Here is a 23,190-nt window from a genome sequence, read left to right as displayed (position 1 = left end):
CCGGCCGGTCGTGCTGGTTTCCCGCCGGCCGTCCCTTCTCGGCCACCCCGGGCTTGCTGGACCGGCCCTGCCCGGGCGCCGCCGGCGGCGCCGAGGTATGCCACCCCGTCCCGCCGGGTAGCCACCCCCGTGGAGAGCGGACGGATCGGCGACCACGGCTTTCTGGCGGACGGCCGCAGCGCGGTCCTGGTGGACCGGGCCGGATCGGTGAACTGGTGGTGCCCACTACGCTTCGACGCCCCGTCCGTCTTCGGGCGGCTGCTCGACGACGACGCCGGCTACTGGTCGATCCAGCCGGCGCAGCACTTCACCTCCGAACGGTCCTACCTGCGCGACACGCTCGTGCTGCGTACCGTCTTCACCACCCGGCAGGGCAGCGTGGCGCTGACCGACGCCCTCGCGCTGGAGCCCGGCGCGCGCGGCCACGACATCGGCCTGCGCTCACCCCGGGTGCTGGCCCGCGTGGTCGAGGGCCTCTCCGGCGAGGTGCCGGTGCGCCTGGACTATCGGCCGCGCTTCGAGTACGGGCGGGTCACCGCCACACTGACCGAACACGACGGCATGATCGACGCGAACGCCGGGGCCTGCCGGCTGAGCCTGCGCGGCGACGTCCCGTTGCAACGGCGGGAGGGCGACGCCACCGCCAGCTTCACCGTCCGGGCCGGCGAAACCTACCGCTTCACCCTCGGCCACGCGCCCACCTACGACGCCGACCCGCCCGCGGTGCCCGACGCCGACCGGGTGGTCACCGACGCCGTCGCCGGCTGGCGCTCCTGGGCCGACCTGCACGCCGACCAGTACCGCGGACTGTTCCGCGACGAGGTGCGGCACAGCGCCCTCGTCCTGCAGGGAATGACCTACCGACCCAGCAGCGCGATCGTCGCGGCGGCGACCACGTCACTGCCCGAGGAACCCGGTGGGGACCGCAACTACGACTACCGCTACGTCTGGGTGCGCGACTTCAGCCTCACCCTCCAGGCCCTCTGGCGGTCGGCCTGCCCGGACGAGGCCAACCGGCAGTTCGCCTGGGTGGCCCGGGCGATGGGGCGCATCGGTGACGAACCGGTGCCCATCATGTACGGGGTGCAGGGGGAGCGGGACCTCACCGAGCACCCCCTCGACCACCTCTCCGGGTACGCCGACAGCCGGCCGGTCTTCGTCGGCAACGACGCCTGGCGGCAGCGCCAGTCCGACGTGCTCGGCGAGATCCTGGACGCGGCCTGGCTGATGCGCCACTACCTCGACCCGATGATGCCCGACGTGCGCCAACTGCTGCGCGCCCTCGCCGACCAGGCGGCGCGCAACTGGCGCCGGCCGGACGCCGGCATGTGGGAGGCCCGGGACGCCGAACGGCACTACGTCTCGTCCAAGGTGCAGTGCTGGACGGCGCTGGACCGGGCGGTGCGCTTCGGCCCGCGCCTCGGCGACCGGGCCGACGTGGCCCGCTGGGCCGCCGCCCGGGACGAGGTCCGCGAGGCCGTCCTGACCCGGGGCTGGCACGAGCGGCTCGGCGCGTACACCGGGGCCTTCGGCTCCGACAACCTGGACGCCTCGGTGTTGCTCATGCCGCTGGTCGGCTTCCTGCCGGCCGACGACCCGCGGATGCGCTCGACGGTGCGCGTGCTCGAACGCGAACTGTCCCACGAGGGGCTGCTGCGCCGTTGGGACGGCGACCCGGCCGGCTTCGTCATCTGCTCGTTCTGGCTGGTCAGCTGCCTGGCGCTGGCCGGTGAGGTGGACCGGGCCCGCCAGATGTTCGGTCGGCTCGCCGCCCGGGTCAACGACCTGGGGCTCTTCGCCGAGCAGATCGACCCGTTCACCGGCGAGCAGGTGGGCAACTTCCCGCAGGCCTTCTCGCACATCGGCCTGATCAATGCCGCCGGCCGGCTCACCGAGGCCGCCGAACGGCGCGCCGCCGCCGGCCGGCCGCGACAACCCGTGCCGGCCGGTACGGGACGGACGGAAGGAGCACGCTGATGACTGGACGCCTCGAGGGCAGGACCGCCCTGATCACCGGTTCGGACTCGGGAATCGGACAGGCCACCGCCATCGAGTTCGGCCAGGAGGGCGCCGACGTGGTGGTGCACTACCTGCACGACCACGCCGGCGCCAACCACACCAAGGCCAAGGTGGAGGAGGCAGGCCGGCGGGCCGTCGTGGTGCAGGGCGACATCAGCGTCGAACACCAGGTCGAGGCGATGTTCGACGAGGCGCTGGCCGAGTTCGACACGCTGGACATCCTGATGAACAACGCCGGGGTGGACGCCTCCGGCATCCCGGTCGCCGACCTGGACACCGAAACCTGGGACCGGGCCATCCGGGTCAACGTCTACGGCGCGTTCTTCTGCTCCCGGCGCTTCGTGCGGCACCGACGGGACCAGGGCGGCCACGGAAAGATCATCAACACCACCTCGATCCACCAGGAGGTCGCCCGGGCCGGTGGCGCGGACTACGACGCCAGCAAGGGTGCGCTGCTGGAGTTCGCCAAGAGCCTCGCCCTGGAGGTCGCCCCGATGCACCTGAACGTCAACAACGTCGGGCCCGGGATGGTGCTCACCCCGTTCAACCAGCGGGCCATCGACGATCCGAAGTACCTCGAGGAGCAGGTGCAGAGCATCCCCTGGAAGCGGGCCGCGGAGCCCGCGGAGATCGCCAAGGTCGCGGTCTTCCTGGCCAGCGACGACGCCGACTACGTCACGGGCTCGACCTACTTCATGGACGGCGGCCTGATGCAGAACCAGGGCCAGGGCGCCTGACGGCGGTGACCGCCCACCATCCACGAGATTCGCCCGTTTTGTAGTTTTCCGCGTCCTTCGGTCGACGGCTGGTCGAGGATGAGCGCAGAGGACCAGCCAAGGGTGCAGGAACCGACGGTATTCGTACGTCGCTGCCATCGCAGGGGGAGAGGAGCCGACGTCATGGACATGAAGCTCGAGTTCATCGTGCTGCCCGTCGCCGACGTGGGACGCGCCAAGGACTTCTACGCGGCGCTGGGGTGCCGGGAGGACATCGACAAAGGCGAGGGGGACGCCCGGGTGGTGCAGATGACCCCGCCCAGGTCGGACTGCTCGATCATGTTGGGTCCCAGCCTCACCTCGGCCGCCCCCGGCTCCATGCAGGGCCTGTACCTGGTGGTGAACGACATCGAGGCGGCCCGCGCCGAACTGGTCGGCCGGGGCATCGAGGTGGGTGAGATCTTCCACCAGGCAGCCGGCGGACTGCCGCTTGCGAACGGGCAGGGACGGGCCCCCGGCCTGGCTCCGGAACGGGGCAGTTACTTCTCGTTCGCCTCGTTCAACGACCCGGACGGCAACGGCTGGTATCTCCAGGAGGTCACCACGCGCTTCCCCGGCCGGCTGTGGTGACCGCCGCACCGGCCCCTCTCGCGGAAGAGGAGGACTCGCATGCCGGCGAGCTATGACTCGGTGGCCGACCTGGCAGCCGCACTGAAGCGGGCAGCGGCCGCCCACGGCCGCTACGAGGAGGAGATCGGGCGCCCCGACCCGGACTGGCCGGACTGGTACGCCCAGCACATGCTGGACGAGCAGACCGGCCGCTCCGGCCCGGCGACACCGGCAGCGGGCACCTGAGCGACCACCGGGCCCGGCGATGACCGCCGCGGCGGCGGACACCTCCCGCGCGTCGTTATCATCTCCCCTGTGACCAGCAGTCCCGCCACGGCGCAGCACCTGCGCGACCTCGCGCTGCTGCGCCGCGTCCGGGACCGGATGGACCGCGAGTACGCCCAGCCGCTGGACGTCGAGGCGCTCGCCCGCGGCGTGAACATGTCGGCCGGGCACCTCAGCCGCCAGTTCCGGCTCGCCTACGGCGAGTCGCCGTACGCCTATCTGATGACCCGGCGCATCGAACGCGCCATGGCGCTGCTGCGTCGTGGCGACCTCAGCGTCACCGACGTCTGTTTCACGGTCGGCTGCTCGTCGCTGGGCACCTTCAGCACCCGCTTCACCGAACTGGTCGGCGTGCCGCCCAGCGTCTACCGGGAGCAGGCGGCGCGCGCGACGGCGGGCATGCCCCCGTGCGTGGCCAAACAGGTGACCAGACCGGTCAGGAATCGAGAAGCGCCCGCCCCGGGGCCGCACCTAGCGTGACCGGCATGGGCATCACCATTCACTCGAGCTTCCTGCCACACACCGACCCGGACGCCTCCCTGGCCTTCTACCGCGACACCCCCGGCTTCGACGTCCGCAACGACGTCGGGTACGCGGGGATGCGCTGGATCACCGTCGCCGAGGTGGTCCAGGAGCCGACCGAGCAGCCCTACGGCGTGCGCGACCGCGCCTTCCGCGACCCCGCGGGCAACATGATCCGCATCCAGGAACTGCGCTGAGCCGTCCCGGCGACCGCCGCCGTGACCGGACCTACGGAAACGGCGTGGTTACCGTGGTTCCTGCAACCAGCCGTACCCCTGGACACCGCCAGCCGACGTCGGGAGACCGCGACAGCGGCCCCGCGTGACAGATGGAGACACGATGAGCATGGCCCCGAGGACGGGCAGGCAGTCGCCCGCGCCGCACGCCGCCGACAGCCACGACATGATCCGGGTGCTGGGCGCGCGCGTGAACAACCTCAAGGACGTCAGCGTCGAGATCCCGAAGCGCCGACTGACGGTCTTCACCGGCGTCTCCGGCTCGGGCAAGAGCTCCCTGGTCTTCGGCACCGTCGCCGCCGAGTCGCAGCGGCTGATCAACGAGACCTACAGCGCGTTCGTGCAGGGCTTCATGCCGACGCTGGCGCGGCCCGAGGTCGACCTGCTCGAAGGCCTGACCACCGCGATCATCGTCGACCAGGAGCGGATGGGCGCCAACCCCCGCTCCACCGTCGGCACCGCCACCGACGCCAACGCGATGCTGCGCATCCTGTTCAGCCGGCTCGGCAGGCCGCACATCGGCTCGCCCAACGCGTACTCGTTCAACGTCCCCTCGGTGAAGGCCAGCGGCGCCATCACCGTCGAGCGCGGTGCGGGCAAGACCAAGACCGAGAAGGCGACCTTCCACCGCCTCGGCGGCATGTGCCCACGCTGCGAGGGCATGGGCTCGGTCAACGACTTCGACCTGTCGGCGCTGTACGACGAGACCAAGTCGCTCAGCGAGGGCGCGCTCACCATCCCCGGCTACAGCACGGACGGCTGGTTCGGCCGCATCTTCAGCGGCAGCGGCTACTTCGACATGGACAAGCCGATCGGCAAGTACACCAAGAAGGAACTGCACGACCTGCTCTACCGGGAGCCGACCAAGATCAAGGTGGAGGGCATCAACCTCACCTACGAGGGCCTGATCCCCAAGATCCAGAAGTCGATGCTCGCCAAGGACGTCGACGCCATGCAGCCGCACATCCGCGCCTTCGTGGAGCGGGCGGTCACCTTCACGACCTGTCCCGAGTGCGACGGCACCCGCCTCACCAAGGAGGCCCGGTCCTCGAAGATCAACGGAAAGAACATCGCCGACCTCTGCGCGATGCAGATCAGCGACCTGGCCGACTGGGTCCGCAAGCTCGACGAGCCGACGGTGGCACCACTGCTCCGCGGACTGCAACACCTCCTCGACTCGTTCACCGAGATCGGTCTGGGCTACCTCTCGCTCGACCGGCCGGCGGGCAGCCTGTCCGGGGGAGAGGCGCAACGCACCAAGATGATCCGCCACCTCGGCTCGTCGCTCACCGACGTCACCTACGTCTTCGACGAACCCACGATCGGCCTGCACCCCCACGACATCCAGCGGATGAACGACCTGCTGCTGCGACTGCGCGACAAGGGCAACACCGTGCTCGTCGTCGAGCACAAACCCGAGACCATCGCGATCGCCGACCACGTCGTCGACCTCGGCCCCGCAGCCGGCACGGGCGGCGGCACCATCTGCTTCGAGGGCACCGTGGCGGGCCTGCGGGCAAGCGCCACCACCACCGGCCGCCACCTCGACGACCGGGCGAGCCTCAAGGAATCGGTCCGTACGGCCACCGGCAAGCTGGAGGTCCGCGGCGCGTCCACGCACAACCTGCGGAACGTGGACGTCGACATCCCGCTCGGAGTGCTCTGCGTGCTCACCGGCGTCGCCGGCTCCGGCAAGAGCTCACTGATCCACGGCTCGGTCGCCGGACGCGACGGCGTGGTCGTGATCGACCAGAGCGCCATCCGCGGCTCGCGCCGCAGCAACCCCGCGACGTACACCGGCCTGCTCGACCCGATCCGCAAGGCCTTCGCCAAGGCCAACGGCGTCAAGCCGGCCCTGTTCAGCGCCAACTCCGAGGGCGCCTGCCCCGCCTGCAACGGCGCCGGCGTCATCTACACCGACCTCGGCGTCATGGCCACCGTCGAATCCACCTGCGAGGAGTGCGAAGGGAAGCGGTTCCAGGCATCGGTGCTGGAGTACACCCTGGGCGGCCGCGACATCGCGGAGGTGCTCGCCATGTCGGTGACCGAGGCCGAGGAGTTCTTCGCCGCCGGCGAGGCCCGCACGCCCGCCGCGCACGCCATCCTCGACCGGCTCGCCGACGTCGGGCTCGGCTACCTCACCCTTGGCCAGCCGCTCACCACGCTCTCCGGCGGCGAGCGGCAACGGCTCAAGCTGGCCACCCGGATGGCCGAGAAGGGCGGCGTCTACGTCCTCGACGAGCCGACCACCGGCCTGCACCTCGCCGACGTCGAGCAACTGCTCGGCCTGCTCGACCGGCTCGTCGACTCCGGCAAGTCCGTCATCGTCATCGAGCACCACCAGGCGGTCATGGCACACGCCGACTGGATCATCGACCTCGGCCCGGGCGCCGGCCACGACGGCGGACGGATCGTCTTCGAGGGCACGCCGGCCGACCTCGTCGCCGCCCGCTCCACCCTCACCGGCGAACACCTCGCGGCCTACGTCGGCACCTGAGCGAGCCTGGTCGCCGGTGTCGGGCCGCGTCGCGGTAGCCGCGCCCGGACACGCGCGGGCCCGGCCCGGGATCGAATGACCCGGGCCGGGCCCGATCCGCCTGCCGATCAGTTCAACACGGCCGCGAACATGCCCGGCTCGTAGGAACCTCCCCGCTGGTGCACGATCACGGCCAGCCGGTTGGCCGCGTTGATCAGGGCGACCAGGGCGACCAGCGCGGCGATCTGGTCGTCGTCGTAGTACCTGCGCACGTGGGCCCAGGTCTCGTCGGAGACACCCCGGTGGGCGTCGGCGAGCCGGGTGCCCTCCTCGGCGAGCGCCAGCGCGGCCCGCTCGGCCTCGGTGAAGACGGTGGACTCGCGCCAGGCGGCGACCAGGTTGAGCCGGAGCGCGGTCTCACCGGCGGCCGTGGCCTCCTTGGTGTGCATGTCGATGCACCAACCGCAGCCGTTGATCTGGCTGGCGCGCAGCGACACCAGTTCCTGGGTGGACCTGGGCAGCGGCGACTGGTGGATCACCAGACCGGCGTTGGCGAACCGCTTGGCGAACTTGACGGCGATGTCGTTGTCGAACATGTTGAACCGGGAGTCCATGACGTCGTCCTCACTCGTGTACTGCGCTGGACGAACACCAGATGCCGCCGACCCCGTCCCTGTGACAGCCCGGGCTCCGTGACGGGCCCCACAACTGTCCGTCCTCAGCCGAGTCGAGCCACCGGACACGCTCTGACCCGCGCCGGCGCAGGACAGTGAGAACCGCTCGCACCGGCGGCTCTCACTGCTCACGCGACGGTGTGCTGGCCCGCCTTGATCACCTGGTCGTACTCACTGCGTCGAGCGTCGTAGGCGGGCTCCAGGAACGCCTCCGAGTCAGGTCCCACCGGCAGCCGCAGCGGCGGCGAGTCCAGCTGACCGAGTCGCCAGACCACGTCGGCGAACAACTCGGGGGAGTTGATGTCCGCCTTGGCGTTCATGCCCCGCAGCGCGCCGAGCATGCCGTCGCTGACCGGCGTGTAGTCCCCGATACGGTGCTCCGGCATCACCACGTTGGTGCTGTAACCGGTGGCGAAGCCGCCCGGCTGCAGGATGGTCACCCTCACCCCGAGGTGCCCGGCCTCGGCGGCCAGCGACTCGGCCGCCCCCTCCACCGCGAACTTGCTCGCGGTGTACGCGGCGAGCCCCGGGAAGGGAACCATGCCGGCGACCGAGCTGACGAAGACGGCGTGCCCGCGGCGCTGCGCCCGCCACAGCGGCAGCACCGCGCGGGTGAGCCGCCACGGCCCGAACACGTTGGTGTCGAACTGCGCGGCGAGCTCCGCGTCGGAGACCTCCTCGAAGGTGCCGAACTGCCCGTAGGCCGCGTTGTTGACCAGGACGTCGACGCCGCCGAAGGCCTCCACCGCCCGCTCGACCGCCGCCGCGCACTGCGCCGGATCCCGTACGTCCAGGGCGGCGGCCACCACGTTGCCCGGGTGCCGCGCCACCAACCCGTCCAGGGTCTCCGGCCGCCGGGCTGTCGCCACCACCTGGTCGCCCTCGGTGGCGAGCCGGGCCGCGAGGGCCCGACCGAGCCCGCTCGAACACCCCGTGACCAACCAACGCTTCGTCATCGCCCTCGACCCGCCCTATCCACTGTGTCATCCGGCGATTGCAGAGTGTCAAAGGCGGTGCGGGAGGTGAAGGGCGTCGACCGTCGCCAACCGGATTCGTCGGGTATCCGGCACGGCCGGGCGGGGCGGCGCCTGAGCTCCGCCGCTGGAGAGGCCCGGGCGGCGGGCGAAGATCCGTGACAGCGAACGACGGTGGCAGGCGGAGAGCCGCCGGCTGACCAGATGCCGGGGCGGGCCAACCGGCCGGGAATGACTGGGACTCGATAACGGCATCCCGGGCTGCTCAAGCCCGTCCCGCCGGCAGTTCGATAATGTACATTATGTCAAGTAGACTGGATCGCGCCCTCCCTCATCCGGGCGGATCACCCAGGTACGCGGCCACGGATGCGGCCCGTCGCTCGACCGGGCCGGGCGGGACGTCGACCAGTTCGTAGCCCTGCTCGGCGTACACCCGCTCGTGCACCCGGGCGAACGCCAGCGACTCCGGGTAGCCGATCCGCCGGGCCGCGGTCGGCGTCACGAAGCCCAGCGGCCGGACCAGGAACACCTGCCGCTGGTAGATCCCCTCGCGGGTCACCCGCTCGACCTCGGCGGCCAACCCGGGGCCGACCGGCCGACCCAGGTAACGCGCCAGGGCCAGGGTGCACAGCGGTGAGCGGTCGTACACCTGCACCGGCCCGCCGGCCGCCTCCTGGCGGGTCCGCTGAAGCCGGGCGACCGCCTCGACGAACCCGGGCTCGGCCCACGGCTCGTCGACGCCCCGGGCCTGCCCCACCGCGATCAGGTCGGTGGCCGCCTCGGCGACCACCGGGTATCCCCGCCGGCGCAACGCGTCGGCGATGCTGGTCTTGCCCGCTCCCGGCGCGCCGGTCAGCACGTAGCGACGCATTCCCGCCCGCTCCCCGACTGTCTCGAAACACGAAAGTCATGCATAATATCCCTTATGCATGACAAACAGGACGAATCGGTGCAACGGCTGATCGAGGAGTTCCTGACCGCCCGGGCCACCCGCAAGCCGTCCCCGCACACCGTCGAGGCGTACCGGCGGGATCTGCGGACGATCGCGGCCCTGGCCGGGGAGGTCGTCACCCCTCCCCTCCCCCTCGACGCCCTGACCGTCGCCGCCCTCACTCCCCGGGTCATGCGGGCGGCGTTCGCCCGGTACGCCACCCCGCGCGCGGTCGCGTCGGTGCACCGGGCCTGGTCCACCTGGAACAGTTTCTTCTCCTTCCTGATCGCCGAGGGGGTGGTCGCCGGCAACCCGATGCCGGCGGTCGACCGTCCCCGCGCCCCGCTCCCCCAGCCCAAGCCGCTGCGCGGCGCGGACACCCCGGAGCGGCTGCTGACGGCGGTGGCCCACGACGACGGCCGGCAACGCGACCCGTGGCCGGAGCGCGACCTCGCGGTGCTGGCGCTGGCGCTCTGCGCGGGGCTGCGGCTGTCGGAGCTGCTGGCGCTGCGGGTCGGTTCGCTGGCGGGCCGGCCCGGCGAGCGGCGGGTCGACGTGGCGGGCAAGGGTGGCCGGCCGCGGGTGGTGCCGATCGAGCCGGAGCTGGACGGGTTGCTGGTGGACTATCTGGACAGCCGGGCCCGGCGGTTCGGGGCGCGCACGGTGCGGCCGGACGCGCCGTTGCTGGTGGACCGGCGGGGTGAGCCGCTGCGCCGGGGTGGGCTGCAGTACCTGGTGGAGTCATGTTACCGGCGGGCGGGCATCGGCGACCGGGTGCCGCGCGGTGCGCGGCTGCACGCGTTGCGGCACACGTTCGCGACCCGGTTGGCCGAGGACGGGGCGAGTGCGGCGGAGATCATGCGGTTGCTGGGGCACGCGTCGCTGGCGTCGTCGCAGGCGTACATCGAGGTGACGGCCGGTCAGCAGCGGGATGCGGTGCGGGCCAACCGGACCAACCGGGCGCTGGCGGGGCTGGTGCGCGGGGCGGGCCGGCCGTGAGGGCGGGCGCCGCGCGGGCGGTGGCGGCGCGGTGGGTCCGGGAGTACGCGGCGCGGGAGCCGGGCGTGCAGGGCGCGTTCCTCAGCGGCTCGGTGGTGGGCCTGCCCGACGACGCGGTGCTGCCGCCGTGGTCGGACGTGGACGTGCTGGTGGTGCGGGAGGCGCCGGCCGGGAAGCTGGGCAAGTTCCGCTGGGGTGGGGTGCTGCTGGAGGTGACGTTCCTGACCTGGGCGGAGCTGGGGCCGCCGGAGCGGGTGCTGGGGTCGTTCGTGTTCGCCGGGTGTTTCCGGGTGGACGCGGTGCTGGCGGACCCGACGGGGCGGTTGGCGGCCACCGGCCGGCGGGTGGCGGCGGAGTTCGCCGCGCCGCGGTGGGTGTGGCGGCGGTGTGTCGGGGTGCGGGAGCGGATCGAGCGGGGCCTGCGGGCGCTGGACGCCGCGGCGTCGCTGCCCGAGCAGGTGACGGCGTGGTTGTTTCCGACGTCGTTGACGGCGGTGCTGCCGCTGGTGGCGGGGCTGGCTGATCCGACGGTGCGGCGGCGGTACGTGCGGGCGCGGGAGGTGCTGGCCGGGCACGGTCTGGCGGACCGCTATCCGGAGCTGCTGGAGCTGTTGGACGGTGGCGGGGTGGGTGCCGCCCGGGTGCGGGAGCATCTGGCGGGGTTGGCGCGCACGTTCGACGTGGCGGCGGGGGTCGCGCGGACGCCGTTCTTCTTCAGTGCCGACGTCACGCCGGCGGCGCGGGTGGTGGCGGTGGACGGCAGTGCGGCGTTGGTGGCGGCGGGGTGGCATCGGGAGGCGATGTTCTGGATCGTGGCGACGTACGCCCGGTGTCACGCGATCCTGGCGGCGGACGCGCCGCAGCGGGGTGCGGAGCTGTTGCCGTTGTTCGAGGCGGCGCTGGCGGATCTGGGGGTGGCGTCGGCGGTGGACCGGCGGCGGCGGGCCGATGCGGTGCTGGCGTACCTGCCGCGGTTGTGGTCGACGGCCGAGCTGGTGATGGCGCGGCGGTGACGGGTGGTCAGTGGGCGCGGTGGCCGGTGCCGTCGGCGGTGGTGGGCAGCGGGCCGAGGACGGCATTGACGATGTGGATTCGGGCGCGGGTGGCCTGGTAGTCGGCGCAGACGGCGTCGGCCCGGTCGGCGAAGCGGGTGGTGGCGCCGGTGCGGGTGACGGTGAGGGTGGCGCCGTCGAGGGTGGTGGCGGTGCCGGCGGTGGCCAGGTCGTCGACGGTGTGGGCGCCGGTGATCAGGTGTGCGGTCAGCAGGCTGCGGAGCTGGTCGGGGCGGCGGGTCATCAGCTCGTCCCAGTTGTCGTCGGAGAACTTGGCGTTGAAGGCGTCGTCGGAGGGGGCGAGGATGGTGATGCCGCCGCTGGTGTCGAGGCCGGTGAGGATTCCGCTGGTGCGCAGGGCCGCTTCGAACGTGGTGAGGGTGGGCATCCAGCGCAGCGCCGCGTCCACGGGTTGGCTGGCGAGGAAGGTGGGGTTTCCCGGTTCGGTGCCGCTGGGCAGGGCGGCGCAGAGCTCTCCGGTGATCCGGGGTGCGTTGGCGCTTGCCGCCGGTGGCGGCGTGGGGTCGCCGGTGCAGGCGGTGGTGGCGAGCAGCAGGGTCGCCGCGAGGAGGTGGAGGGTGCGGCGCGGGGTGCGGTGGTGGCGTGCCGGGGTGTGGGGGTGCGACACGGGGCGTCTCCACTTGGTCGGGCCGGCGGGGCGGGTGTGGACCCGCCCCGCCGGCGCGGCGGTTGTCGTTCGGCTACCGGTCGGGTGTCACAGTGCCGCGCACTGGTCGGTGCGGGGTCCGTGCACGGTGTTGGGGATGCCGAGGTTGGTCGGGGCCGGGGTGTTGCCGGTGCAGGCGAGCGGGCCGTCGATGGTGCTGGCGACGAGCCGTGGCGTGTCGGCGCCGGTGGTGTTGGCGGACAGGTCGACCGGGCCGTTGACCGTGACGTCGATCAGGGAGACCGCGTCGGTGGTGCCGGTGATCCGGACGGGGCCGGTGACGGTGCTGTCGGCGAGCAGGACGCCGACGGCGCCGCGGGCGGAGACCGGTCCGGTGATGGTGCTGCCGGTGGCGACGAGGGTGGCGCCGGGGCGGACGGTGACCGGGCCGTTGACGGTGGCGCCGGCCAGGCAGGTGAAGCCGGTGACGGTCAGGGGTCCGTCGCGGCGGCCGGTGAGGGTCGGGTAGACCCGTTCGCCGTCGGTGAGGTTCTCCACGCCCTGCCCGTCGAGCAGCAGCGGGATGAGGCCGCGTTCGGGCTGGTTGAGTGGTACGTAGTAGCTGTCGCCGGTCTTGACGACCTGCCAGCCGTGCGCGGCGAGGCGTTGGGCGACGGTGGTGCCGACGCCGCCGGGTCCGTCGGTGCGGGCGCCGTGGTACTGCTCGTCGGTGAGCCGGTAGGCGCACGGCGGGTTGTCGAGGATGAGGTCGGGCCGGGGGGCGTCCAGCGGTGGTGGGCTGTCGCCGGGGTGCGGTGCCGGGTGGGCGGGGATGGGTCGGGAGCCGCGGAAGACCAGCCGGCCGGTGTTGGCGGCCTGGCCGGTGATGGCCTGGGCGCGGGCGGTGGTGATGTCGGCCAGTTGGGCCCGGTGGTAGTCGAGGAACTGGTGGAAGGTCCACAGGGCCGAGTAGGTCTTGCGGCGGCGGTTGTTGGCGGTGTTGCCCTCGTCGGGTCGGGTCTGGCCGCCGGAGCTGCGCAGTTCGAGCAGGGAGTTGACGACGTTCTTCAGGCCGAGGGTGTTGCGCAGGATGGTTTCCTCGCTGAGGCCGACGTTGCCGCCGCCTTCGCAGCCGTAGGGGCAGGCCCACCAGCCGGCGGTGGCGCCCTCGCGGTACATGTGGCCTTCGATCATGTCCTGGGACTCGTCGAAGATGGACTGGGCGACGTTCTGGTGCCGGGGTGGCAGCATCGGCAGGTCGCCGGCGCGGGAGTTGCCGTATTCGTGGCCGTCGTAGCCGGCGATGGGCCGGTAGTCGCGGATCATCTTCACGTACGCGGCGGTCTCGGGCTGGCGGATCAGCGAGTAGTCGCGGTTGAGGTCCTGGCCGGTGGAGTTGCCGCGGGTGTTGGCGGCCCGGCCGTCGCCGTTGATGGTGGGGACGATCAGGACGGTGGTGTGGCTGAGCAGGTCGATGATCCGCTGGTCGGTGCTGAAGGCGAGTTGCCGGGCCATGATGAGGCAGGCTTCGCGGTCGCCGGGTTCGTTGCCGTGCACGTTGCAGTTGATGGCGAGCGGCGAGGTGGCGGCGACGGCGGCCGGGGTGGCCGGTGGGGTGGGGTAGCCGATGACGAACATGTTGATCGGCCGGCTGAGGACGGTGCGGCCGATCTCGACGACGCGGACCCGGTCGCTGAGGTCGTCGATGGCGGCGGTGTAGGCGTACTCGTCGGTGTCGCTGGTGTACTGGGCGGCGCGGGTGGTCTCCCACTGGGTGCGCAGTCGTTCGCCGGGGGTGTCGGGGTTGCCCCAGGGGGCGGTGGTGGTGCCGGCGACGGGGTCGGACCAGGGCTGCTCGGTGGTGCCGAGGCGGGCGCGGACGCGCCAGCGGAACCGGTCGCCGGGGTGGAAGCCGGCGTCGGCGAAGGTGGGTGACTCCTGGTTGATCTGCCGGTTGGGGCGCCAGATGCCGACGATGGTGGGCGCGCCGGTGGCGGTGTCGGTGGCGTCGACGGCGGTGCGTTCGATCTGGTAGTCGGTGGCGCCGGGCAGGGGGCGCCAGGCGAGGGTGGCGTATCCGTCGGCCTGGCGGACGGTGAGGTCGGTGACCTGGTTGGGTGCGGCGGTCTCCTGCTGTCGGGCGCTGGCCGGGGTGGCGATGAGGCTGGCGGCGAGGAGTGTGGACAGTGCGATGAGGATGGGTCGGTGGCGTCTCACGTGGCCTCCATGGCGAGGACTGGTTGACCGTGACGCGGTTGGGACCAGCATGATCGGCATGGATGGTTGACGCAATGACCTTGAGGGAATCTTGCGGTAAGGGGTCGTCTCCCCTGTCGCCGCTGACCGGGTCAGCCGAGGTCGACCAGGAGGGGACGGTGGTCGGAGATGGTGGACAGGGGGGTGTGCACGCCGGTGACCGGTGGCAGCTGGTCGATGCCCTGCCGGTCGGCGAGGACGTGGTCGAGTTGCACCCGGGGTTGCCCGGCGGGGTAGGTGGGGCGGCGGCCCAGCGGCCGCCAGCCGGAGACGAGCCGGGCGGCCCAGGCGGGGAGGTTCAGGTCGCCGAGCAGGATGCGGGGGGCGGGCAGGGTGCGCAGGGCGCGGACGACCCGGCGCAGTTGGTGGGCGTTCCAGCCGGGGACGAAGGACAGGTGGGTGGCGGCGACGGTGAGCGGGCCGCGGGGGGTGTCGAGGATCGCGGCGAGCAGCACCCGGGGTTCGTCGCGGAGCAGGATGAGCCCGCCGCCGGGGCCGGGGACGTAGACCGGTGAGCGGACCGGGGCGGGGCGCAGCCGGGTGACCCGCCAGCTGCGTACCGGGTGGCGGCTGATCAGGCCGACGCCGTAGCAGGGTTCGCCGTGCCCGTCGTCGTCGTGGGTGAGGGGGCGGAACTGTTCGCCGGGGGTGCCGACGACGGCCGCGGCGAAGCGGTGTTCGGGGGCGTCGAGGGCGCGGGCGGCGATCGCGGTGAGGTCGAGCTTGCCGCTGCGGCTCTGGTCGCGGTCGACCTCCTGCAGGGCCAGCACGTCGGCGTCGAGGGCGGTGACGGCGGCGGTGAGGCGCTCGGGGTCGACCAGGCCGTCGGTGAGGGAGCGGCCGTGCAGCAGGTTGAAGGTGGCCAGGCGCACGTTTGCACCCTACGACGTCGTGGCACAGTTGCCCGGTGCTCAGGGCGTTGCTGTGTTCCGCGTTGGTGTTCGTGGCGGTGGGCGCGGCGGGTGTCTGGTTACGGCGCCGCCGGGGCCGCTGAGGCGGGCTCGCGGTCGGGGCGGCACCGACCAGGACGACGGCCGTGCTGGGCAGGGCGGGGGCGGTCAGGCCGGTGGCGGCGAGCAGGTGCGCGGCGACAGCGCGAGGAGGCCGTCGCGGCCGGCGAGGTGGCGGGCCGTGTAGGCGACGGCGACGGCGTAGCTGGCGGGGCGCCGGCGGACCGGGATTCCGCGCGCCGGCAGGCCCGATTCCGCGCGCCGGCAGGCCCGGGTCGGCGGCCGACCGGTGGCGAGGATCTCGCACGGCCCCCGGGGTCGGCGGCTGACCGGCGGCGAGGATCTCGTACACCCCGGGGTCGGCGGCCGACCGGCGGCGAGGATCTCGCACACCCCCGAAGTCGGCGGCCGACCGGCGGGGGCGGTCTCGTGCGCCGGCGTGGCGGGGCTGGTGAGGCTGGCCACAGACCGTCTCGCCGCCGCGGTGGCGGTGGGAAGAATGGCCGCCCGTGGACCCCGTATCGCTGACCACCCTGCTCGCCGTGGCCGCCATGGCCGGCTGGGTCGACGCGGTGGTTGGCGGCGGCGGCCTGCTGCTGTTGCCGGCGCTGCTGGTGGGGGCGCCCGGCGTGCCGGTGGCCACCGCGTTGGGCACGAACAAGCTGGCCGCGATCGCCGGCACCACCACCGCCGCGGTGACGTACGCGCGCCGCACCAAGCTCGACTGGGCGGTGGCCGGGCCGGCGGCCGGGCTGGCGGTGCTCTGCGCCGGGTTGGGCGCGGCGCTGGCCGGCAGCGTCCCGGGGTCGGCGTACCGGCCGGTGGTGCTGGTGGTGCTCACGGCGGTGGCGGTGTTCGTGGTGCTGCGACCCCGGCTCGGCGTGGTGGCGGTGCCGCAGCGGCGCACCCGGCCCCGGATGGCGGCGGCGGTCGCGGTGGCCGGCGTCGGCATCGCCCTGTACGACGGGCTGATCGGCCCGGGCACCGGCACCTTCCTGGTGCTGGCGTTCACCGCGCTGGTCGGCGCGGACTTCGTGCACGGCTCGGCGATGGCGAAGGTGGTCAACGCCGGCACCAACCTGGGCGCGCTGGTGGTGTTCGCGGCCACCGGGCACGTGTGGTGGCTGCTCGGCGCGGGCATGGCGGTGTGCAACATCGCCGGGGCGGTGCTCGGGGCACGGATGGCGTTGCGCCGCGGCTCCGGGTTCGTCCGGGTGGTGCTGCTGGTGGTGGTGGTGGCGCTGGTCGCCAAGCTCGGCTACGACCAGTGGCTGGCCGGCTGACCGCTCCCGGGTGCCGGCCCGCGCCGCCCGGTGTGTGATCATCGGCCGGTGCCGGTACGCGCCGAACACGACCGGGCCGTCCTTGCGCGACTGCTGGGCCGGGACCCGGTGCTGCACGCCTACCAGTTGGGCGACCTGGACGACTTCTTCTGGCCGTACACCTCGTGGTTCCGCCGCGGCGACGAGGTGGCGCTGCTGTACCACGGTGTGGAGCCGCCCACGCTGCTGGCCTTCGCCGACCCGCCGCGGGTCCCGGCGCTGGCGGCGCTGCTGCGCGAGCTGGCGCCGGTGCTGCCGGCCCGCCTCCACGCCCACCTCTCCCCCGGTGTGGAGCCGGCGCTGGCCGGTGGGTTCGCCCTCGACCCCGCCGGCGGGCACCACAAGATGGCGCTGACCGACCCGGCGCGGCTGGCCGCGGTGGCCCCGGCCGGCGAGGTGCTGCACGCCGGTGATCTGCCGGCGCTGCGCCGGCTGTACGCGGCCGCCTACCCGGGCAACTGGTTCGACCCGCGGATGCTGGACACCGGCCAGTACGTGGGCGTCCGCGACGGCGACGACCTGGTCGCGGTGGCCGGGGTGCACGTGTACTCGCCGGCGTACCGGGTCGCGGCGCTGGGCAACGTCACCACCCACCCCCGGGTGCGGCGGCGGGGGCTGGCCGGGGCGGCGGTGGCGGCCCTCTGCGGCCGGCTGCGCGGCCACGTCGACCACGTGACGTTGAACGTGAAGGCCGACAACGTGGCCGCGCTTCGGCTGTACGCCCGGCTCGGCTTCACCCCCGTCGCCGACTACGGCGAGTACACGTTGACCACTCGTCGGGTCTGACCGTCGGTCGTCGACCGATGACCGGCCGTCCGGACGGGGCGGTTTCGCCGGCCGGCGGCGCGGCCCGGACGACCGGCCCAGGCCGGACGTGAAAGCTGTTCCGGCTGCATGTCCGAGCCCTTGACGGGGTCGGAAACCCGACCCTGACCTGGGCCTGTGTCGGACCGGCGGGAGCGGTCGCCACCCCTAGCGTCGGGCGGCAGAGGCCGCGCGCGGCGCGCGCGGCGGAGCTGAAGGAGCAATCCATGGCAACAGCAGCAGGACCCCGGCGACGACCACGCTCGGTGATGGTGGTCGCCGCCGTGACGGCGGCGGTGACCGCGTTGGCGACCCCCGCGCTGGCCGCGCCCGGGGTGAGCCCGGCCACCGTGGACCGCGACGCCGACCCGGGCACCTCGATCCCGGTGGCGAAGGTGGTGTCCACCCCGCCGATCCCGCCGAAGCCCGACGTGGTGCTGCTGGTCGACACGACCGGCAGCATGGGCGGGGCGATCGCCAACGTCCGCACCAACCTGCAACAGGTCATCACCGACGTGCGCACGGCCCAGCCCGGCGCGCACTTCGCGGTGGCCTCCTACCGGGACACCGGCGACGGGGCCGAGCTGTTCCGGGTCCGCCAGGACCTCACCGACGACGCGACCGCGCTGCAGACCGCGGTGGACGGGCTGGCCGCCGGCGGCGGCGGGGACACCCCGGAGGCGTGGGTGAACGCCCTGGTCGAGGTCTCCGAGGGCGCGATCGGCTACCGGTCGGGCAGCAGCCGGATCGTGGTGCTGGTCGGCGACGCGCCCAGCCACGACCCGAGCAACGGGCGCACCGCGGCGCAGGCCGCCGCGGCGTTGCAGGCCGACGAGGCCCGGCTGCTGGCGGTCAACGTCTCCGGCGGCGGTGGCGGCCTGGACGCCACCGGGCAGGCCGGCGCGCTGGTCGCGGCCACCGGCGGGCAGCTGGTGGGCAGCTCCCCCGACACGGTCACCGCGGCGATCCTCGCCGGCCTGCGCGACCTCGACGTCACGGTCACCCCGACGGTGACCGGCTGCGACCCCGGGCTGTCGGTGGGCTTCGACGCGCCGTCGCGGACCCAGCAGTCCGGCACCGACGTGCCGTTCGCCGAGACCATCACCGTCGCGGCCGACGCCGCCCAGGGCGCGGTGCTGCACTGCACGGTGGAGTTCCTGCTCAACGGCCTGCACGGCGGGCCGGCGTTCACCCAGCGGATCGCCGTACGGGTCAACGACGTCACCCCGCCGGTCGTGGTCGTCGACGACCGGACGGTGGAGGCGACCGGTCCGGCCGGCGCGGTGATCCACTACCCGGCGTCGGCGACCGACAACGTCGACGGACCGCTCACCCCGACCTGCGTGCCGCCGCCGGGCTCGACGTTCCCGCTCGGCGCCACGACGGTCACCTGCACCGCCACCGACGCGGCCGGCAACACCGGCGGCGACACCGCGGTGATGCGGGTGGTCGACACCACCGCGCCCACCACCGGGTGCGTGCCGACCAACAACCCCAGCGGGGACAACACCCCCGGCTCGTACAACCCGGACGGGTTCTACCAGCTGACCGCCACCGACATCGTGGACACCGCGGTCGAGGTGTTCATCGCCGACGCCGCGGACCCGTCGGTGCGGTTCGGGCCGTTCCCCGCCGACACCAAGATCAAGCTGGTGCAGGCGCCGGGCGCGCAGTCCCGGGTCAAGGACGGCACCGGCGACATCGACTACAAGGTCACGTTGCGCGGTGACGCGCTGATCGTCGGCGTGGACGACGCCGGCAACACCTCGACGGCGGCGGTCTGCCTGGTGGCGCCCCCGCCGAAGTGACGCACCGTGCGGGGGTGGCCGGACGGCCGCCCCCGCACCCGTCGCCGGCGCGGCGTACGGGTCAGCCGCGCCGGCTGGGCGAGTCGAACCGGCCGGCGCGGATCTCCCGCAGCGCGCGGCGGCGGACCTCCCCGCGCAGGGTGTCGACGTACAGCCGGCCGGCGAGGTGGTCGGTCTCGTGCTGCAGGGCGCGGGCCAGGAAACCGCTGCCGGAAATGGTCAGCGGCTCGCCGTGCTGGTCGAAGCCGTGCGCGGTGGCGTGCATCGCCCGCCGGGTCGGGAAGTAGAGCCCGGGGATGGACAGGCAGCCCTCGTCGTCGTCCTGCGACTCCTCGGACAGCTCCAGGGTCGGGTTGACCAGGTGCCCGCGGTGGCCGTCGGCGTCGTAGACGAACACCCGGGCGCTCACCCCGATCTGCGGCGCGGCCACGCCGGCGCGGCCGGGCGCGCCGAGCAGGGTGTCCATCAGGTCGGTGACCAGGGCGCGCAGTTCGGCGTCGAAGCTGGTCACCGGCTCGCAGGGGGTGCGCAGCACCGGGTCGCCGATGATCCGGATGGGCCGCATCGTCATGCCGGCAAGGTTAACGGTCGGTGGGCGGGGCGCCGCCGCCCGGGCGGTCCCGGACGAGCACCTCGATGCCGTCGAGGATCCGCTGCAGGCCGAACTCGAAGGCGCGGGCCGGGTCGGCGGCGGCCTGGTACTCCTCGCCGGCGGCGGCGCCGACCCGCGCGGCGAGCGGGAACCGGCGCGGGTCCATCGCCTTCTCCAGGTACGGGGCGTGCGCCTGCCACCACTGCTCCTCGGTCATGCCGGTGCGCTCGGCGGCCTGGGCGGCCTCCACCGCGCCCCGCACGGCGCCGTGCACGAAGCCGCTGATCAGCGTGACCACGGCGTCCATCTCCAGGTCGGTCAGGCCGATCCCGTCGACGGCACCGAGTTCGTACTCGTAGCGGGCGATCACGTTGGGGCCCAGCGGCGGGCGGGTGGTGGCCACCTGCAGCAGCCAGGGGTGGCGCAGGTAGAGCGCCCAGGTCTCCCGGGCGATCTGCTCGAGCCGGCCGCGCCAGCCGCCGGGCACCTGGTCGGGGCGGGCGGTCTCGCCGTAGACGGTGTCGAGCATGACGTCGAGCAGCTCACCCTTGCCCGGCACGTACGTGTAGAGGCTCATGGTGCCCACCCTGAGGCGCTCGGCGACCCGGCGCATGGACAGCGCGGCGAGCCCTTCGGCGTCGGCGACCTCGATGGCGGCCCGGACGATCCGGTCGACGCTCAGGTCGGGACGCCCCTTGCGGCTGGTGCGTTCCCGGGTGCGCCACAACAGGGCGAGGCTGCGGGCCGGGTCGCCGGTGCCGCTGTACTCCGTCGTCACGCCCCGCACTGTACCGTCGCCTGTACCGTACGTCGTACGGTACACTGTACGGGTCACCGGGAGACGGGAGCGCGGATGCACACCGACACACCGGCCATCGCGGCCGAGGGGCTACGCAAGCGGTACGGCGACACGGTCGCCCTGGCCGGACTGGACCTGGCGGTACCGGCCGGGCAGGTCTGCGCCCTGCTCGGCCCGAACGGAGCGGGCAAGACCACCGCGGTGCGGATCCTCACCACCCTGCTGCGCCCCGACGGCGGCCGGGCCCGGGTGGCCGGGCACGACGTGCTGCGCCACCCCGACCGGGTGCGCGCCGCGATCGGGCTGGTCGGGCAGCACGCCGCCGTCGACGAGGTGCTCAGCGGCCGGCAGAACCTGGTGCTCTTCGGTCGCCTGCACCACCTGTCGGCGCGCGCCGCCCGGGCCCGCGCCGACGAACTGCTCGACCGCTTCGGCCTGGCCGGCACCGGCACCCGGCCGGTGTCCGGCTATTCCGGCGGCATGCGGCGCCGGCTCGATCTGGCCGCCAGCCTGATCCTCGCCCCGCCGGTGCTCTTCCTCGACGAGCCCACCACCGGGCTCGACCCGCGCGGGCGCAGCGAGGTGTGGGACGCCGTGCGCGCCCTCGTCGCCGACGGCGCCACCGTCCTGCTGACCACCCAGTACCTGGAGGAGGCCGACCAGCTCGCCGACACGGTCCGGGTGATCGACGCCGGCCGGGTGGTCGCCGCCGGCACCCCGGACGAGCTCAAGAACGACCTCGGTGGCGACCGGCTCGACGTGGTGTGCGACCGCGCCGACGACCTCGACCGGGCCGCGGCGGTGATCGCCACGGCCACCGCCGCCACCCCGCGCGTCGACGCGGCCGCGCTGCGGATCAGCGTCCCGGTCACCGAGCGGGTCACCGCCCTGGCCGGCGTGCTGCGCGGGCTGGACGGCGCCGGGATCAGCGTCGCCGACGTGGCGGTGCGCCGCCCCACCCTCGACGAGGTGTTCCTGCGCCTCACCGACACCCCGAGCACCCGGAAGGTGACCGTATGAGCAGCCTCTCCCTCGCCCCGCGCCGGCTGCGCTGGGCCGTCGCCGACGGCCTCGTGCTCACCGGCCGGGCGCTGCGGCACTGGGCCCGCCAGCCCGGCCAGCTGATCGTCGGCCTGCTCTTCCCCGTGCTGCTGGTACTGATGTTCGGTTACCTGTTCGGCGGGGCGATGTCGGTGCCCGGCGGCGGCGACTACAAGGAGTTCCTGCTGCCCGGCATGTTCGCCATGACCATGGCCTTCGGTATCGAGGCCAGCTACGCCGCGGTGGCCGCCGACACCGCCCGCGGGGTCACCGACCGGTTCCGGTCGCTGCCGATGGCCCCGTCCGCGGTGGTCACCGGCCGGGCCGCCGCCGACCTGCTGCACTCCGCCGCCGGCCTGGCCGTGATGCTCGGCTGCGGCTGGCTGGTCGGCTGGCAGTGGCGCAACGGCCTCGCCCCCGCGCTGGCCGCCGTCGGGCTGCTCCTGCTGCTGCGGGTCGCGTTGATCTGGGCCGGCATCTACCTGGCGCTGCTGCTGCGCCGCCCGGAGTCGATTGTGGCGCTGCAGATCCTGGTCTGGCCGGTCGGGTTCACCTCCAACGCGTACGTCCCCCCGGAGACCATGCCGGGTTGGCTGGCCGCGATCGCCGAGTGGAACCCGTTGTCGGCGACCGTGGCGGCCTGCCGGGAACTGTTCGGCAACCCCGGCTGGGGCGGGGAGTCGTTCGCCGCGCAGCACGCGGTGGCTCTCGCGGTGGCCTGGCCGGTGCTGCTGATCGCGGTGTTCCTGCCGCTGTCGGTGCACCGCTACCGGCGGTTGAGCCGCTGACCGGCGCCACCACGTCGAGGGGCGCCTCCGACGTCGGTGGCGCCCCTCGGCCGCGGCGGGCCCGCGTGAGCCGCCGGCCGCAGGTCACGTTCGGGCCTGTCGGGCGCCTGTCGGGCCTGTCGGGCCTGTCGGGCGCCGACCGGGCCGGCGAGCCGGTCGACGCCGGCCCGCGCGCCGGCCGACGTCGGCGGGTCGGTCGGCGCCGGTCAGCCCGGCGGGGGCCGGCCGGCGTCGGCGATGCGCTGGCGCATCGGCCGGCGGCGCACCGCGGCGAGCACCGCGTGCAGCAGGTCGGCCAGCGGCACCGGCAGTTCGGCGTCCAACTCGCGCATCGCCGCGGTGGTGGCCGTCCACTCCGCCTCGATGACCGGTAGCAGGTCGCGGGCCCGGCCGGTCAGGTGCACGATGCGCTGCCGGGCGTCCGCGCCGGGGCTCAGCTCGACCAGCCCGGCCCGGGCCATCTGCGCCACGGTCTGGCTGGCCGCGGAGTGGGTGACCCCGACCCGGCGGGCCAGGTCCCGGATCGGCAGCGGCCCGTCGGCGACCAGCACCCGCAGCGGCGGCGAGAACCGGGGCCGGTAGTCGGCCAGGCCCCGTTCGGCGTAGACGGCGGCCACGTCGCCGTCGAGCACGTCGAGGACGTGCCGCAGCAGCGTCCCCACGGCCTCCCGGTCCGGTACGTCGGTCACCCGGCTAATGTAACAGCGCTGTTGGATCTGCGGGAGGACGG

General features: G+C 73.5%; 23 protein-coding genes. 14 read left to right on the top strand and 9 right to left on the bottom strand.

Annotation, left to right across the window (positions count from 1 at the left end; genetic code table 11):
- The first annotated feature begins 129 nt into the window (after positions 1-129).
- From AC1WTP_RS10750 to AC1WTP_RS10720, 7 genes are all read left to right on the top strand, one after another.
- Positions 130-1,977 carry a glycoside hydrolase family 15 protein gene (locus AC1WTP_RS10750; protein ID WP_481649068.1) on the top strand — a complete coding sequence of 616 codons (1,848 nt, stop codon included), beginning with the start codon at positions 130-132 and terminating at the stop codon, positions 1,975-1,977.
- Positions 1,977-2,756 carry a glucose 1-dehydrogenase gene (locus AC1WTP_RS10745; RefSeq protein ID WP_481649067.1) on the top strand — a complete coding sequence of 260 codons (780 nt, stop codon included), beginning with the start codon at positions 1,977-1,979 and terminating at the stop codon, positions 2,754-2,756. The genes AC1WTP_RS10750 and AC1WTP_RS10745 overlap by 1 nt, the downstream gene beginning before the upstream one ends.
- Positions 2,757-2,918: 162 nt before the next feature.
- Positions 2,919-3,365, top strand: a complete 447-nt coding sequence (locus AC1WTP_RS10740) for a VOC family protein (RefSeq protein ID WP_481649066.1) — start codon at positions 2,919-2,921, stop codon at positions 3,363-3,365.
- A 39-nt stretch (positions 3,366-3,404) separates the two neighbouring features.
- A complete protein-coding gene (locus tag AC1WTP_RS10735; protein ID WP_481649065.1) occupies positions 3,405-3,590 on the top strand; it encodes a hypothetical protein in 186 nt (61 codons plus the stop codon).
- Between the two features lie 138 nt (positions 3,591-3,728).
- The gene (locus AC1WTP_RS10730; protein WP_481649182.1) at positions 3,729-4,109 is read left to right on the top strand and encodes a helix-turn-helix transcriptional regulator; all 381 of its coding nucleotides are present in this window, start codon (positions 3,729-3,731) and stop codon (positions 4,107-4,109) included.
- 5 nt (positions 4,110-4,114) lie between these two features.
- Positions 4,115-4,348 carry a VOC family protein gene (locus AC1WTP_RS10725; protein WP_481649064.1) on the top strand — a complete coding sequence of 78 codons (234 nt, stop codon included), beginning with the start codon at positions 4,115-4,117 and terminating at the stop codon, positions 4,346-4,348.
- 142 nt (positions 4,349-4,490) lie between these two features.
- The gene (locus AC1WTP_RS10720) at positions 4,491-6,884 is read left to right on the top strand and encodes an ATP-binding cassette domain-containing protein (protein WP_481649063.1); all 2,394 of its coding nucleotides are present in this window, start codon (positions 4,491-4,493) and stop codon (positions 6,882-6,884) included.
- A 107-nt stretch (positions 6,885-6,991) separates the two neighbouring features.
- On the opposite strand, the gene AC1WTP_RS10715 is transcribed toward AC1WTP_RS10720, so the two are convergent.
- The 3 genes from AC1WTP_RS10715 to AC1WTP_RS10705 all read right to left on the bottom strand — a co-directional run bounded on the left by AC1WTP_RS10715 (position 6,992) and on the right by AC1WTP_RS10705 (position 9,382).
- Positions 6,992-7,477: a carboxymuconolactone decarboxylase family protein gene (locus AC1WTP_RS10715; protein WP_481649062.1), complete on the bottom strand. Its 486-nt coding sequence runs from the start codon at positions 7,475-7,477 to the stop codon at positions 6,992-6,994.
- Between the two features lie 188 nt (positions 7,478-7,665).
- Positions 7,666-8,493, bottom strand: a complete 828-nt coding sequence (locus AC1WTP_RS10710; RefSeq protein WP_481649061.1) for an SDR family oxidoreductase — start codon at positions 8,491-8,493, stop codon at positions 7,666-7,668.
- Between the two features lie 349 nt (positions 8,494-8,842).
- Positions 8,843-9,382 carry an AAA family ATPase gene (locus AC1WTP_RS10705; protein WP_481649060.1) on the bottom strand — a complete coding sequence of 180 codons (540 nt, stop codon included), beginning with the start codon at positions 9,380-9,382 and terminating at the stop codon, positions 8,843-8,845.
- A 54-nt stretch (positions 9,383-9,436) separates the two neighbouring features.
- Between AC1WTP_RS10705 and AC1WTP_RS10700 the strand changes: the two genes are divergently transcribed.
- Together AC1WTP_RS10700 and AC1WTP_RS10695 are read left to right on the top strand one after the other, a co-directional pair.
- Positions 9,437-10,441: a tyrosine-type recombinase/integrase gene (locus AC1WTP_RS10700; protein ID WP_481649059.1), complete on the top strand. Its 1,005-nt coding sequence runs from the start codon at positions 9,437-9,439 to the stop codon at positions 10,439-10,441.
- Entirely contained in the window at positions 10,438-11,454 is a 1,017-nt protein-coding gene (locus AC1WTP_RS10695; protein WP_481649058.1) for a hypothetical protein, read from the top strand. Before AC1WTP_RS10700 ends, AC1WTP_RS10695 begins: the two co-directional genes overlap by 4 nt.
- A 7-nt stretch (positions 11,455-11,461) precedes the next feature.
- Here AC1WTP_RS10695 and AC1WTP_RS10690 read toward each other — a convergent pair whose 3' ends face one another.
- The 3 genes from AC1WTP_RS10690 to AC1WTP_RS10680 all read right to left on the bottom strand — a co-directional run bounded on the left by AC1WTP_RS10690 (position 11,462) and on the right by AC1WTP_RS10680 (position 15,228).
- Positions 11,462-12,121 (bottom strand): fasciclin domain-containing protein, encoded by a 660-nt coding sequence (locus tag AC1WTP_RS10690; RefSeq protein ID WP_481649057.1) that lies wholly within the window; start codon positions 12,119-12,121, stop codon positions 11,462-11,464.
- 87 nt (positions 12,122-12,208) lie between these two features.
- The gene (locus AC1WTP_RS10685; protein ID WP_481649056.1) at positions 12,209-14,317 is read right to left on the bottom strand and encodes a M14 family zinc carboxypeptidase; all 2,109 of its coding nucleotides are present in this window, start codon (positions 14,315-14,317) and stop codon (positions 12,209-12,211) included.
- A 131-nt stretch (positions 14,318-14,448) separates the two neighbouring features.
- Positions 14,449-15,228, bottom strand: a complete 780-nt coding sequence (locus AC1WTP_RS10680; protein ID WP_481649055.1) for an endonuclease/exonuclease/phosphatase family protein — start codon at positions 15,226-15,228, stop codon at positions 14,449-14,451.
- Between the two features lie 587 nt (positions 15,229-15,815).
- Here AC1WTP_RS10680 and AC1WTP_RS10675 point away from each other — a divergent pair.
- The 3 genes from AC1WTP_RS10675 (at position 15,816) to AC1WTP_RS10665 (ending at position 19,240) form a co-directional block, all read left to right on the top strand.
- Complete coding sequence (locus AC1WTP_RS10675; RefSeq protein WP_481649054.1) at positions 15,816-16,589, top strand: sulfite exporter TauE/SafE family protein; 774 nt, start codon at positions 15,816-15,818, stop codon at positions 16,587-16,589.
- Positions 16,590-16,637: 48 nt separating this feature from the next.
- Positions 16,638-17,414: a GNAT family N-acetyltransferase gene (locus tag AC1WTP_RS10670; protein ID WP_481649053.1), complete on the top strand. Its 777-nt coding sequence runs from the start codon at positions 16,638-16,640 to the stop codon at positions 17,412-17,414.
- 245 nt (positions 17,415-17,659) lie between these two features.
- Positions 17,660-19,240, top strand: coding sequence for a VWA domain-containing protein (locus AC1WTP_RS10665; protein WP_481649052.1), 1,581 nt, complete (start codon positions 17,660-17,662; stop codon positions 19,238-19,240).
- Positions 19,241-19,301: 61 nt separating this feature from the next.
- Here AC1WTP_RS10665 and def read toward each other — a convergent pair whose 3' ends face one another.
- Both def and AC1WTP_RS10655 read right to left on the bottom strand, forming a co-directional pair.
- Positions 19,302-19,811: a peptide deformylase gene (gene def, locus AC1WTP_RS10660; RefSeq protein WP_447136750.1), complete on the bottom strand. Its 510-nt coding sequence runs from the start codon at positions 19,809-19,811 to the stop codon at positions 19,302-19,304.
- 10 nt (positions 19,812-19,821) lie between these two features.
- Complete coding sequence (locus tag AC1WTP_RS10655) at positions 19,822-20,610, bottom strand: TetR/AcrR family transcriptional regulator (protein WP_481649051.1); 789 nt, start codon at positions 20,608-20,610, stop codon at positions 19,822-19,824.
- Positions 20,611-20,685: 75 nt separating this feature from the next.
- On the opposite strand from AC1WTP_RS10655, the gene AC1WTP_RS10650 reads away from it, so the two are divergent.
- Together AC1WTP_RS10650 and AC1WTP_RS10645 are read left to right on the top strand one after the other, a co-directional pair.
- Positions 20,686-21,651 (top strand): ATP-binding cassette domain-containing protein, encoded by a 966-nt coding sequence (locus AC1WTP_RS10650; protein ID WP_481649050.1) that lies wholly within the window; start codon positions 20,686-20,688, stop codon positions 21,649-21,651.
- Entirely contained in the window at positions 21,648-22,460 is an 813-nt protein-coding gene (locus AC1WTP_RS10645; protein WP_481649049.1) for an ABC transporter permease, read from the top strand. Before AC1WTP_RS10650 ends, AC1WTP_RS10645 begins: the two co-directional genes overlap by 4 nt.
- Before the next feature lie 206 nt (positions 22,461-22,666).
- On the opposite strand, the gene AC1WTP_RS10640 is transcribed toward AC1WTP_RS10645, so the two are convergent.
- Positions 22,667-23,149 carry a MarR family winged helix-turn-helix transcriptional regulator gene (locus AC1WTP_RS10640; RefSeq protein WP_481649048.1) on the bottom strand — a complete coding sequence of 161 codons (483 nt, stop codon included), beginning with the start codon at positions 23,147-23,149 and terminating at the stop codon, positions 22,667-22,669.
- Between the last annotated feature and the right edge of the window lie 41 nt (positions 23,150-23,190).

The organism is Micromonospora sp. R311, assembly GCF_056780015.1.
The sequence above is the reverse complement of the archived record's forward strand: the minus strand, read 5'-3'. Positions and strand labels throughout refer to the sequence as shown.

Bases quoted from the DNA above. Each gene is read 5' to 3' on its own strand.
- AC1WTP_RS10745 (WP_481649067.1), top strand. From the start codon at position 1,977: ATGACTGGACGCCTCGAGGGCAGGACCGCCCTGATCACCGGTTCGGAC.
- AC1WTP_RS10740 (WP_481649066.1), top strand. From the start codon at position 2,919: ATGGACATGAAGCTCGAGTTCATCGTGCTGCCCGTCGCCGACGTGGGA.
- AC1WTP_RS10735 (WP_481649065.1), top strand. From the start codon at position 3,405: ATGCCGGCGAGCTATGACTCGGTGGCCGACCTGGCAGCCGCACTGAAG.
- AC1WTP_RS10730 (WP_481649182.1), top strand. From the start codon at position 3,729: ATGGACCGCGAGTACGCCCAGCCGCTGGACGTCGAGGCGCTCGCCCGC.
- AC1WTP_RS10725 (WP_481649064.1), top strand. From the start codon at position 4,115: ATGGGCATCACCATTCACTCGAGCTTCCTGCCACACACCGACCCGGAC.
- AC1WTP_RS10720 (WP_481649063.1), top strand. From the start codon at position 4,491: ATGAGCATGGCCCCGAGGACGGGCAGGCAGTCGCCCGCGCCGCACGCC.
- AC1WTP_RS10715 (WP_481649062.1), bottom strand. From the start codon at position 7,477: ATGGACTCCCGGTTCAACATGTTCGACAACGACATCGCCGTCAAGTTC.
- AC1WTP_RS10710 (WP_481649061.1), bottom strand. From the start codon at position 8,493: ATGACGAAGCGTTGGTTGGTCACGGGGTGTTCGAGCGGGCTCGGTCGG.
- AC1WTP_RS10705 (WP_481649060.1), bottom strand. From the start codon at position 9,382: ATGCGTCGCTACGTGCTGACCGGCGCGCCGGGAGCGGGCAAGACCAGC.
- AC1WTP_RS10700 (WP_481649059.1), top strand. From the start codon at position 9,437: ATGCATGACAAACAGGACGAATCGGTGCAACGGCTGATCGAGGAGTTC.
- AC1WTP_RS10665 (WP_481649052.1), top strand. From the start codon at position 17,660: ATGGCAACAGCAGCAGGACCCCGGCGACGACCACGCTCGGTGATGGTG.
- def (WP_447136750.1), bottom strand. From the start codon at position 19,811: ATGACGATGCGGCCCATCCGGATCATCGGCGACCCGGTGCTGCGCACC.
- AC1WTP_RS10650 (WP_481649050.1), top strand. From the start codon at position 20,686: ATGCACACCGACACACCGGCCATCGCGGCCGAGGGGCTACGCAAGCGG.
- AC1WTP_RS10645 (WP_481649049.1), top strand. From the start codon at position 21,648: ATGAGCAGCCTCTCCCTCGCCCCGCGCCGGCTGCGCTGGGCCGTCGCC.